Genomic DNA, 11,833 nt, shown 5'->3' with positions numbered 1-11,833 from the left:
ATATGGAGAGAGAATAATTAATAAAAAAATTAAGGGAACTTACAAGGAAAGTATCTAGTGAATATTATGGCTATTCAAAACGGACATACTAGGCAGGACACACTACCTTTTTGGGTAGCAGATATGGATTTCCATCGTCCAGAATAGGTGAAATAAATAAATTGAAATAGATTGAGATAAGATAGCCATTGATATAAAATCAATGGCTTTTCTGCTATAATTAATAGATAAATAGGAGCTTGGGGAGACTATGATGGAATTAATAAGAGTATGTTTGATTATGATAGCCATATGTTTATATGCGATGCTTTTGATAGATATAATAAAAATAAATAAAACATTAAAGAATAGTATAGGAGAGAAAGTAGAAGATATTATTCCAGAATTTGATAAATTTATGAATAAAGATATGGTATGTATAATACTGGAATCTGTAATTACTTTTATAGTTACTCTTATTTAGTAAAATTAATTATTATATTGAGCTTTTTAGTAAGGTATTTATTGAAAGGAATAGTAATCTTAGAAGAAAATAGCAAGTTGTTGACATAGAGTTAATAAGTTATAATACTCTTAAATTATAATAAAAAGGATAAGGTTATTAGTATGAATATTTGTGGGATTATATGGGATTATGATGGAACTATTATAAATAGTGCAACAAAAAATATTGAAGTAACAATTGAAGTATTGAAACATTTTGATAAAGATATTGAAAAGCATTTACCACAGGCATTGCAAACATATGAAAATTATCAAAAGGCAAATCATATGTATAAAAACTGGCGTGAATTATATGTGAAAAGTTATAATTTAAAAGAAGAGCAATTAGACGAAGCAGGAAGTCTTTGGACTCCAGAGCAACTAAAAAATAAAACAATACCTTCCATGTTTGAAGGAATGGCTCAACTGTTTCATAAATTGGAACATGTAAAAATGGGAATTTGCTCACAAAATAGTAATAAAAATATAAAAGAAACATTGAAACATTATGGAGTGGATCATTGCTTTGATGCAATCATTGGTTATGATGATATATCAGGGAGTGAACAAAAGCCAGACCCTACTGGTTTTTTAAAATGTGTTGACTCCTTAAATCTTAACAATAAAAATGGTACATTTATTTATATAGGTGACCATAGTGAAGATGTGGTATTTGGTAAAAATGCACAAGAGGCATTAAAAGGACACAATGTAAATGTTATATGTATTACTGTTGATTACTTGAATTTAAATTTAAATACATATAAAAAATGGTCAAAACAACCAGATTACTTTGTTCAAACAGCATATGAATTAGATAGCATATTAGATAATCTATTAAATTTTGATACTAAAAAATAACAGACTTATATAAAGTTAAATAGGAGCATATGCTCTTATTTTTTTACGAAAGTAGGTATACAATTGTATAATTAAAGAAGAAAATAGACAAATAAATAGATGTCTTAATGAATTTTGCAGAAGAATTAGAAATTAAAAATGAAGTAAATTATTTAAAAACAGATACTTATTCTATAAATACTAAGATGAATTCATTGTTTAGAAAATTTAACTATAAACTTGTTGGGTAGATGAGTTTCTTAGAAAAAGAACAACCATTTTATTGTTATGAAAAACATTATAATATTTACTCAAAGGCTATGCCCTCACAAGGATATTAGTCAAAAGATTAAAATAATATGAAACACTAGAGCATTAAGATTTAATGCTCTTTTTTATGACCTATTTATAGGTCATTTTTTAATTGTAAGGAAGAGCCCACGCAGTGGCTTAAAGTGTTTCGCCGACACGTCGCTCAAGCAAAGCAAATTTTTTATGAGGAAAATAATTATTTCACAAGAAAAGTCTACCAAAAAAACAAGGGGATTTTAGATATGAAAAGCTAAAAAATTCTTGTTTTCTTTATATACATAAGCAAAATATCTAAAAAAAGTTTTTTAGGAGGATACAGTGGGTGGAGAGTTTTGATTATATCAATTAAAGGCCTTGAAATTAGCAAGTTTTAAACAGTTGACAGTACAGTCGCTATAGAAGATATAACTTAATTAAGATGATAAATTAAAAAAATATCAATGAAGTAATTAAGCAAAAGTAGTAATTAAGAGAAATAAAAAATTAAGTAAAAATTGATTAGAGATGTATGGGAAATAAATTGAGAAAGGATGGAATAACACATGGATTTTTCATTAAGTAAAGAGCAAGAAATGATAAAAAAGTTGGCTCAACAATTTGCAGATGAACAATTAGATCCAGTAGCAGCAGAAATTGATAAGGAGCATACTTTTCCAGTAGATAACTTCAAGAAAATGGCAGAAGTAGGATTCACAGGTATTGGTGTTCCAAAAGAGTATGGTGGTTCAGGTGGCGGTGCTTTGGAAGAAGTATTGGCAGTTAGTGAGTTTGCAAAGAAATGTATGTCTTCAGCAGCCATATTATCAATCCATTTAATAGCTCCTCACGCTATTTATAAACATGGTAATGAAGAACAAAAACAAAAATTCCTACCAAAACTTACTAAGGGCGGATCTTTGGGAGCTTTTGCTTTAACTGAACCAAATGCAGGTTCTGATGCAGGTTCAGCAAAAACTACTGCCATATTTGACCCTGAAACAAATGAGTATGTGCTAAATGGTACTAAATGTTTTATTTCTGGAGGCAGCCGTGCAGAAGTGTTAATAGTATTTGCTCTAACTCAACCAGAAAAGGGACTAAAGGGTATGTCAGCAATAATAGTTGAAAAAGGAACTCCAGGATTTAGTATTGGTAAAGTAGAGTCGAAAATGGGTCTTGCTGGTTCAGAAACTGCGGAGTTGATATTTGAAGATTGTAGAGTTCCGGCATCTAACCTTTTGGGAAAAGAAGGTCAAGGATTTAAAATAGCAATGCAAGCACTTGATGGTGCTCGTATAGGAACAGGTGCTCAAGCAGTAGGTGTAGCTCAGGGAGCTTTGGAACTATCAGTTAAATATACAAAAGAACGTATTCAGTTTGGAAAACCTATAGGTGCTTTACAAGGAATTCAGTGGTATATAGCTGATATGGCAACTAAAACAGAAGCAGCGCAGTCACTTGTTTATAAGGCAGCATATTTAAAAGATGCAGGCAAACCTCACACAACAGAGGCTGCTATGTGTAAACTTAATGCGGCAGAAAATGCACGTTTTGTAACGAATTTGGCACTCCAAATTCATGGTGGATATGGTTATATGAAAGACTACCCACTTGAAAGAATGTATCGTGATGCTAAGATTACTGAAATTTATGAGGGAACTTCTGAAATTCACAAAGTAGTTATAGCAAGAGCAGTTATGAAATAGGGAAAAAGGAGTGGATGAAATAATGAGAATTTATGTTTGTGTTAAACAAGTACCAGACACATCTGGAAAAGTAGCTGTTAACCCAGATGGAACACTTAATCGTGGATCTATGGCTACTATTATAAATCCTGATGATATGGTTGCAATAGAGCAAGCTTTAGAAATAAAAGATGAACTAGGATGCAAAGTAACAGCAGTAACAATGGGACCTCCTCAAGCAGAAAATATGCTTCGTGAAATTCTTGCAATGGGAGCGAATGACGCTGTTTTAATATCTTCTCGTGAATTTGGTGGTTCAGACACTTTTGCCACATCACAAATTATAGCAGCAGCAATTACTCATTTAGGTATAAGTGATGAAGATATAATTTTCTGTGGACGTCAAGCAATAGATGGAGATACAGCTCAAGTTGGACCACAAATTGCAGAAAAATTAAACATACCTCAAGTTACTTATGCAGCAACAATTAAAAAAGATAAAAACAAATTAACTATAAAACGTATGCTTGAAGACGGATATATGATGGTGGATGTTGAAACTCCTTGTCTTATAACATGTGTAAAAGAAGATAATATAGTACCTCGTTATATGACTATTAATGGAATTATGGAATGTTATTCTAAAGAGCTTACTGTTCTTGATTTTAATGCTCTAAAAGATGAGCCATTGATTGAAGTAGATACTATAGGACTTAAAGGTTCTCCTACAAATATATTTAAGTCATTTACACCTCCACAAAAAGGCGTTGGAAAAATGCTTGAAGGTGATAGTAAAGAAACAGTTGCCAATTTAGTAGATGAATTGAAAAAATTACATGTTATTTAATAATGAAAGGAGACAACAAATATGGAATTCAATAGTTCTCATATAGAAGAATTTAAAGATATTTGGGTATTTTGTGAACAACGTCATGGACAGTTAATGAATACAAATTTTGAATTAATAAGTGAAGGTAGAAAATTAGCTGATGAAAAAGGAGCAAAATTAATAGGAGTATTACTTGGTCATAACATAAGTCATTTGGCAAAAGAGTTAGGTGGTTATGGAGCTGACAAAATAATAGTTTGTGATGATGAAAATCTTGAGCAATATACTACAGATGCATATACAAAAGTATTTTGTGATGTAGTAATGGACAAAAAACCAGAAGTTATTTTAATTGGTGCGTCTAATATAGGAAGAGATTTGGCACCAAGATGTGCAGCTAGACTGCACACAGGACTTACAGCAGACTGTACACATCTTGATATAGATATGAATAATTATGTGGAATTTATAAAAACATCTTCTACTCTTGATTTATCAAAAACAAAATTCAAAATGGAAGATACAAATTTAAAAATGACAAGACCTGCTTTTGGTGGTCATTTAATGGCTACTATAATATGTCCTAGATTTAGACCTTGTATGTCAACTGTTAGACCAGGAGTTATGAAAAAAGTCGAGTTTAGTGAAGAAAAAGCAAGTTCTTGTGAAGTAGAAATTTATCCAGTTAACATAGATGAAAAAGATTTAAAGACAAAAGTACTTGAAGTTGTAAAAGAAGCTAAACAAATGGTTGACCTTGTAGGAGCAGATATTATTGTTTCTGTAGGTCGTGGAATTAGTAAAGATATTGAAAAAGGAATAAAACTTGCTAATGAACTTGCAGATGCTTTTGGTGGAGGAGTTGTTGGAGGTAGCCGTGCTGTTATAGATTCTGGATGGTTATCAGCAGATCACCAAGTAGGTCAAACAGGAAAAACAGTTCATCCAAAAGTATATGTTGCCTTAGGTATATCAGGAGCAATTCAACACAAAGCAGGTATGCAAGACTCAGATTTGATTATTGCAGTAAACAAAGACGAGAAAGCACCAATATTTGATTGTGCTGACTTTGGTATAAATGGAGATTTATTTAAAATTGTTCCAATGATGATAGACAGCATAAGAGAAGCCAAAGAAAATAAATAAGCAATAGATGTATGGAGGATATAAATGAATAATTTAAATAAAAATGGAGATTTAAAACTACCTGCTTTATTTATGATGGGTGGGGCATTGTTTTCCATGCACTTTGGGGCATCTAGCATGGTTTGGCCAATGAACTGGGGAAAAGAAAGTGGCTCATCTGTATTAATAGCTTTTGCTGGTGCGTTTATCACATCATTGTTACTTACACTACTTGCTTATGTTGCTTTATCAAGAGGAAATGGTAGTTATAGTAAAATTGCAACTCGTGTTTTAGGAAATAAATTAGGAAAATTTTATACAGTATTAACAATTGTAATACTTGGTCCCCTATATGCTATTCCTCGTATGAGCGCAGCAGCATGGGACTCAATAGTTCAAGCATTTGGACTAAATTCACAATCTAGATTACCACTTATTATATTTACAATTATATTTTATCTAGTAACTTATGTGTTTTTAATTAGCCCAGGGAAAACAATGGATCGTATCTCTCAGATTTTATTCCCACTACTTATTATTATTGTAATAATCGTTGTAGGTAAGGGACTTATAGATCCAATATCAACACCAGTGGCAAAATCTTATGAAGGTTCAGCTTTTTCCTATGGTTTTACTAATGGATATGCAACAGCGGAAATACTTTGTGCCCTAATATTTGGCGTAGTTATATTAAACTCATTAAAAGAAAAGGGTATTTCAGAAGATCGTATGAGCAAAAACATTATTAGAGTAGGCATAATAGGTATTGCACTTTTAACTCTTACACATCTATGTCATATGTTAATAGGTGCTTCAACAGGAGGCACAATAGATTTAACATACACAGCTCTTTATACGGAAGTTGCTACACAATTATTAGGAAAAGCTGGTGGAGTTTTATTTTCAGTAGCACTATTCTTTGCAGCTCTTACTACTGCAATAGGAATGACTTCTGGATGCGCAGAATTTTTCGTAGACACAACACAGGGAAAAATTGATTACAAGAAGGCATCTATTTCCATATTAGTACTTAGTACAATATTCGGTTGCATGGGACTTTCATCAATACTTGAATTATTAGGGCCTATACTTGATGGAATATATCCAGCAGCAATAGTACTGGTAATATACTATGCTATTATGCCAAACAACCAAAATGAAAAAAACTTAAAGGTGTGTTCTTATGCAATGATAACAGCCTTAGTATTTGGTGCTATTGATACAATTTACGCTTATGGAATTAAATTAAATATAGATTTAGGCATAATAAATAAATTCTATGAGGCACTTCCTCTATCATCTGAAAAACTTGCATGGGTTCCATGGACAGTTCTTGTTGCCATTATTGGATACTTCATATTTAGATGTAAGAGAGAGAAGATAGATGATGTTGTTAGTTAAATAAAAATTTGGAGGAATTATTATGAGAAAAGAGTCTTTTTTAAGTTATAACATGACAACTGCAGATGCAGCTAACCCAGATGGATTAATATCAATTGGACGTCAGTTTGATTTTATAGGTGACGTGGAAACAGAAGAAATGATTTTGTGTGATGGTGATGAGTCACTTTGCCTAGGATATCACGATGTTAAATGTTATAAAGATGTTTATGTGGGAGATATGGTTGATTACAAAGCTACATTAATAAAAGTTGGAAATTCATCTCGTGATTGCAAAATAGAAGTTTATAAACTTGCTACTCCAGCATTTCGTGAAGGAAAAACAGATTGTAAAAAAGGTGATATGATTTGGTTTGATGAGCCAGTTCTTTGTACAGAAGGATATGTTCGTTTGGTAGTTAAAAAACATTTACAACGTGGAGAGCAACCAGATGGTATAGTTACAGATCCATGGTTCCCACTTGATGATTTTCCAGAGGAAGCTGAAGCAGAAATATAATTAAAATTTAAATAAAAAATATTATGAAAAGGGGAATTGAATTATGAATGAACAACAGACAGTAACATTTCGTTATAGAATGTCAAATAGAGATGTTTTTTACCTTGGAGGACTTATAAATGGAGCTAGAAATATAACACTTATGAATGATGCAGCCATAAGACTAATGGCTAAGGTATTTGGAAATACAGGTCACTGCGTGGAAGTTAAAAAAATACGTTTATATACACCATCTCAAGCAGGTGATTATATGGAATATATAGCAAGAACTAAAAAAATCGATGGAAATCGTGCATTAATAGAAGTAAGAGCTTTCAAAGTTATAGAAGTTCCAAAAGAGCCACCATTCCCAAGTTCAATAGATGTACTTCCTGAACCAGTACTATCAACAGTAGGACAATTTGTTTACGAAACTTTTTAAAATAGAAGATAAAGGAGAGTATTAATCATGAAAAAGGCACTTGAAGGATTAAAAGTTGTAGATCTTACTTCAGCATTAAATGGACCTTTTTGCACAATGATATTGGCGGACTATGGTGCTGATGTTATAAAAATTGAGCCTATAAATGGTGACCAATGTCGTGAATGGGGTCCAATAGATGAGAAAAGTGGTGAAAGTGGCTTTTATTGCTATGTAAACCGTAATAAAAAAGGTGTTACTCTTAACCTTAAGTCAGAAAAAGGTAAAGAAATGTTTTTCGATTTAGTTAAAGATGCAGACGTGGTTGTGGAAAATTACAAAGGAGGAGTTACAAAAAGGCTGGGAATAGATTATGAGTCAGTTAAAAAAGTAAACCCTTCTATTATATATGCATCTGGTTCAGGCTTTGGTCAAAATAGTCCAATTTCACACAGAGCTTGTTATGACATAGTAGCACAAGCAATGGGTGGAATGATTAACCTTACTGGTTACAAAGAAAATAACCCAGTAAAAGTTGGACCATCTATTGCAGACCACGTGGCAGGTATTTACTTAACAGTAGGTTTATTGATAGCTCTTTATAATAGAGAAAAAACTGGTGAAGGACAACTTGTGGATGTATCAATGGTTGATACAATATTTAGCTTACTTGAAAACGCCCTTGTTAATTATACAGTGGCAGGAATTATACCAGAGCGTAATGGAAATATAGACCCATCAATAGCTCCATTTGACGTATATGAATGTAAAGATGGATTTGTGGCTGTTGGTGTTGGTAATGATAGATTATTTGAGAAATTCTGTAAAACTATAAATCATGAAGAATTGTTAGAAGACCCAAGATTTGCAACAAATGACTTACGTTGTAAAAACTATGTACCTGACTTACAAAATCTAATTGGAGATTGGTGCAAAGATTATACTAAAAAAGAAATGGAAGAGATTATGGATAAAGCAGGTATACCATGTGGACCTATATTAAATGTTAAGGAAGCTATTGAGCATCCTCATATTCAAGCACGTGAAATGATGGTACACTGTGAACATCCAACAGCTGGAGATCAATATTTCCAAGGCTGTGTTATGAAACTTTCTGAAACTCCAGGTAGTGTAGATACACCAGCACCTTTATTAGGTCAGCATAATGCAGAGGTATTTGGTTTAACAGAAGAAGAGGAAAAGGAATTAAGAGAACAGGGTGTAATATAACCCCTAAAAATACACCCTAGTGTTAGCCCCTTAAGATGCACCATAGTGTGAATCCCTAAATACATTATTAAAAAAGGTATGTATCGTCTAGTGACGGTACATATCTTTTTTGTTGCAAGGATTTCATTTTTGTTATGGTTTTTCAATAGGTATTATTATTTTAGTAACGTGTTCGTCAGGATTGTTTACATCAAATGGAGAAATAATAAACTCCTCAGAAATATTACCATTAATTTTGTATCCGCTTTTATTTAGATACTGTATCATTTCTATATGTTTATTTATTATGTTAGAATAATCTCCAATATGTATGGTAGTGGCAGCTGTAAATCCACCAAACTTCTTGCAATTAGGAAAATCAATAGGAGATTTTAAATACATAGCAAATTCAATATCAAGATCTTTATATAAAAATTGCTCCAAAGGATTTGAATAATAAGTAACAACTATGGAACCTTTATTTTCTAGATTTAACTTATTGGATAAATTTATTAATTCAACCCATCTTTCTAAGGAAACATCTTTGTTTGAATAATTTTTCATTTGTTTTTTTGTAAAAAGTATGTAAGATTGAGGAATCTCTTCTATGGTTATGCCTTTTGATGTAAGATCATCTTTTGAATATAGGGATAAAATATCCACACCCTTTTTCAATCTTTGTGAAAATGTATATCCCTCTGTATATTTTTGTTGCAGTTTTTTTATTTCATTAGATATTTCTATTAGTTTTGAGTCAATACTTTCTTCTAAAATATGAGCTCTGTTATCATTTATAATGTTTTGAATTTCTTTTAATCCAAATCCTAACATTCTTAATTTACGAATAATACAAATAGTAACCATTTGTTCTTTGTTGTAATACCTGTAACCACTTTTTTCATCTCTGAAATAAGGTATTACTAAATTTATGGAATCGTAGTATCGCAAAGTTTTTATAGGAACGTTGCAGATTCTTTCAACTTCACCTATGGGATATTTTTCTTGTGATTGCATAAATAACTCCTCCTAGAATCTATTAAAAAGTTTGAAAAAAATGGTAATATTATATATTAAATTATATCACAATCAGGTGATTGTTAATTGTTTATTAAGAAAATTATGAGAAATCAATTATCTTTAAAAGTATGAAATCTTTAATTAAATTTATGGACTAAAAAAGAGCTATTGTAAATGGGGGAATTTACAATAGCTCTTCTATTTTAAATGAGAAGCTCTACTTATTAAGTTTGATAATATTTCTGGATAAATCATTTATACTATCTGTCAAACTTTGCAGCTTTCCTTCAATTCTAACTAATAAATAGAGAGAAATGGCAATGGGAAAGCCCAGGTTTGCTATGATAGATTGAAAATTATCCATTAGATCACCTCGATTACTATACTTCCAAATCGTACTCAGTAGTTGTAGAGTCAACTACTTTAGCAGATATACATGCGGCTATGTCATAACCCTTTGGTTGGAAGATGTTTTTGTCTTTGATCAAATTCATAGCATCTATTATTTCCTGTTCTTCCAAGTCTTCTCTTGGGTCGTCCACAGTAATAGTAAAGCTATTACCTAAAGTATTTTTAAACGTCATTAAAAGTCTTTTTTCATCCATAATTTAACCTCCTAAATTTATAAACTATTCAGATAGTGATGAGTTGTCCACTCTATTTGTACCACATAAAGTATGTTGTTGTAAGTCTGATATAGCAATTACAACAGACATTATATTGTCGTTTGTAGCACCTGATTTTATGCTAGAATAAGTCTTAGTTTTTATTACTCTATCTCCATTTAAATCTGTACCATGATCAAATTTAACTTTGATAGATGAAAAATTGGGAGTTGAAACTACTGCCATATTATTACCTCCTTAAATTTTTTGTAAAGGAATTTCACTTTCTACTTATATAATAGTTAGTAAAATTCATATAAAGTTGAAAAATATCTTAGTAAGTTATATGTGGGAAGAAAGGGTATATTTGTTACAAGTAACCTTATATTAATGTAGTAAAATATAAGAATATGTTATAATAAAATAAGATACATAAATTATGAAATATGGAATTAAAATTATTATTTTCAGGAGGATGGTATATGAGTTTAGTTATAAGAAAAATAGAAGAAAATGACTATAAAGATGTGGAAATTTTAACAAGAGAAGCCTTTTGGAATGTTTATAAACCAGGATGTTGTGAGCATTTGGTGGTAAATAATATACATAAAGATAAAAAATCTATTGAAGATTTAGAGCTAGTTGCTTTATATGATAATAAAATTATTGGTCATATAGTTTGTACAAAGGGACAAGTTAAGGGCGTTGACAATGAAACTTTTATAACTTTTGGACCACTGAGTATTATGCCAGAGTTCCAAGGAAATGGCATAGGAAGCAAATTGATTAGCATATCTTTACAAAAAGCTACTAGACTAGGTTACTCTGCTGTTCTTATTACTGGAGATGATAATTATTATACTAGATTTGGTTTTGAGCCAGCATCAAAATATGGCATTCATATGGAAGGAATACCTGTGGAAGATGAAGCTCCATTTTTCATGGTGAAAGTTCTTAAAGAAGGTGCTTTGGATAATATAAATGGTTATTATGTTTTCGATGATTGTTACAATGTGAGTGATGATGAAGTGGATGAGTTTGATAAGGAATTTACTCCTAAGGTGAAGGAAGTTAGGGAAGGACAGTTATTCTAAGTAATATTTTTCAAAATATTATTGATTAAGTAAACTAAAATAAGCTAGTAAAAATTTTACTAGCTTATTTTAGTTTTCAAATGTTATATATTGAGAAATAAAGATGATTTTTATATCAGATAGATAAATAGGAATTTAAGAAGCTAGTTTTAAGGGAGAGTAGAAGTTATGTTGAGAAAAAGTACTTTTATGAGTGAAGAAGGATATGATATAAGAAATATACAAATTCATTTAGAGTTCAAAAGGGCAACAAAAGAACAAGTTATTGAGTTAAGTAATTTGGTTTATAATACTTTTTTCGAGAACATTGACGAAGACTTTATTATTTCATCTATAATAAATAATAAAAATTTAA

The 11,833-nt window shown here is 31.1% G+C and carries 16 protein-coding genes; 12 read left to right on the top strand and 4 right to left on the bottom strand.

Going from position 1 to position 11,833, the window contains the following annotated elements; genetic code table 11:
- The first annotated feature begins 253 nt into the window (after positions 1 to 253).
- The 10 genes from NSA58_RS09010 (at position 254) to NSA58_RS08965 (ending at position 8,783) form a co-directional block, all read left to right on the top strand.
- Positions 254 to 463, top strand: a complete 210-nt coding sequence (locus NSA58_RS09010; protein ID WP_257560401.1) for a hypothetical protein — start codon at positions 254 to 256, stop codon at positions 461 to 463.
- Positions 464 to 606: 143 nt separating this feature from the next.
- Entirely contained in the window at positions 607 to 1,344 is a 738-nt protein-coding gene (locus NSA58_RS09005) for an HAD family hydrolase (RefSeq protein WP_257560400.1), read from the top strand.
- 107 nt (positions 1,345 to 1,451) lie between these two features.
- The gene (locus tag NSA58_RS09000) at positions 1,452 to 1,574 is read left to right on the top strand and encodes a hypothetical protein (RefSeq protein ID WP_257560399.1); all 123 of its coding nucleotides are present in this window, start codon (positions 1,452 to 1,454) and stop codon (positions 1,572 to 1,574) included.
- A gap of 603 nt (positions 1,575 to 2,177) precedes the next feature.
- Positions 2,178 to 3,320 (top strand): acryloyl-CoA reductase, encoded by a 1,143-nt coding sequence (gene acrC, locus NSA58_RS08995; protein WP_039681329.1) that lies wholly within the window; start codon positions 2,178 to 2,180, stop codon positions 3,318 to 3,320.
- 22 nt (positions 3,321 to 3,342) lie between these two features.
- Positions 3,343 to 4,146 (top strand): acryloyl-CoA reductase electron transfer subunit gamma, encoded by an 804-nt coding sequence (acrB, locus tag NSA58_RS08990; protein WP_039681328.1) that lies wholly within the window; start codon positions 3,343 to 3,345, stop codon positions 4,144 to 4,146.
- A 21-nt stretch (positions 4,147 to 4,167) separates the two neighbouring features.
- Positions 4,168 to 5,274, top strand: a complete 1,107-nt coding sequence (acrA, locus tag NSA58_RS08985) for an acryloyl-CoA reductase electron transfer subunit beta (RefSeq protein WP_039681327.1) — start codon at positions 4,168 to 4,170, stop codon at positions 5,272 to 5,274.
- Between the two features lie 24 nt (positions 5,275 to 5,298).
- On the top strand, positions 5,299 to 6,654 hold the full coding sequence (gene brnQ, locus NSA58_RS08980; protein ID WP_039681326.1) for a branched-chain amino acid transport system II carrier protein: 1,356 nt from the start codon (positions 5,299 to 5,301) through the stop codon (positions 6,652 to 6,654).
- Between the two features lie 22 nt (positions 6,655 to 6,676).
- Positions 6,677 to 7,153: a hypothetical protein gene (locus NSA58_RS08975; protein WP_039681325.1), complete on the top strand. Its 477-nt coding sequence runs from the start codon at positions 6,677 to 6,679 to the stop codon at positions 7,151 to 7,153.
- 43 nt (positions 7,154 to 7,196) lie between these two features.
- Entirely contained in the window at positions 7,197 to 7,574 is a 378-nt protein-coding gene (locus tag NSA58_RS08970) for a hypothetical protein (RefSeq protein ID WP_039681324.1), read from the top strand.
- Positions 7,575 to 7,601: 27 nt separating this feature from the next.
- On the top strand, positions 7,602 to 8,783 hold the full coding sequence (locus tag NSA58_RS08965; protein WP_039681323.1) for a CaiB/BaiF CoA transferase family protein: 1,182 nt from the start codon (positions 7,602 to 7,604) through the stop codon (positions 8,781 to 8,783).
- A 132-nt stretch (positions 8,784 to 8,915) separates the two neighbouring features.
- Here the strand turns inward: NSA58_RS08965 and NSA58_RS08960 are convergent, their stop codons facing one another.
- The 4 genes from NSA58_RS08960 to NSA58_RS08945 all read right to left on the bottom strand — a co-directional run bounded on the left by NSA58_RS08960 (position 8,916) and on the right by NSA58_RS08945 (position 10,630).
- The gene (locus NSA58_RS08960; RefSeq protein ID WP_039681322.1) at positions 8,916 to 9,776 is read right to left on the bottom strand and encodes a MerR family transcriptional regulator; all 861 of its coding nucleotides are present in this window, start codon (positions 9,774 to 9,776) and stop codon (positions 8,916 to 8,918) included.
- Between the two features lie 220 nt (positions 9,777 to 9,996).
- A complete protein-coding gene (locus NSA58_RS20850; protein ID WP_074078898.1) occupies positions 9,997 to 10,143 on the bottom strand; it encodes a YvrJ family protein in 147 nt (48 codons plus the stop codon).
- 16 nt (positions 10,144 to 10,159) lie between these two features.
- The gene (locus tag NSA58_RS08950) at positions 10,160 to 10,384 is read right to left on the bottom strand and encodes a DUF2922 domain-containing protein (protein ID WP_039681321.1); all 225 of its coding nucleotides are present in this window, start codon (positions 10,382 to 10,384) and stop codon (positions 10,160 to 10,162) included.
- Between the two features lie 24 nt (positions 10,385 to 10,408).
- On the bottom strand, positions 10,409 to 10,630 hold the full coding sequence (locus NSA58_RS08945; protein WP_039681320.1) for a DUF1659 domain-containing protein: 222 nt from the start codon (positions 10,628 to 10,630) through the stop codon (positions 10,409 to 10,411).
- A gap of 236 nt (positions 10,631 to 10,866) precedes the next feature.
- On the opposite strand from NSA58_RS08945, the gene NSA58_RS08940 reads away from it, so the two are divergent.
- Together NSA58_RS08940 and NSA58_RS08935 are read left to right on the top strand one after the other, a co-directional pair.
- Positions 10,867 to 11,478 (top strand): GNAT family N-acetyltransferase, encoded by a 612-nt coding sequence (locus NSA58_RS08940; RefSeq protein WP_039681319.1) that lies wholly within the window; start codon positions 10,867 to 10,869, stop codon positions 11,476 to 11,478.
- 168 nt (positions 11,479 to 11,646) lie between these two features.
- Positions 11,647 to 11,833: hypothetical protein (locus NSA58_RS08935; protein ID WP_257560398.1), on the top strand; the 187-nt coding region annotated here is incomplete at its 3' end.

This window comes from Terrisporobacter muris, assembly GCF_024621905.1.
GTDB classification, from domain to species: Bacteria; Bacillota; Clostridia; order Peptostreptococcales; family Peptostreptococcaceae; genus Terrisporobacter; species Terrisporobacter muris.
This window is presented reverse-complemented; position numbering and strand designations above follow the sequence as displayed.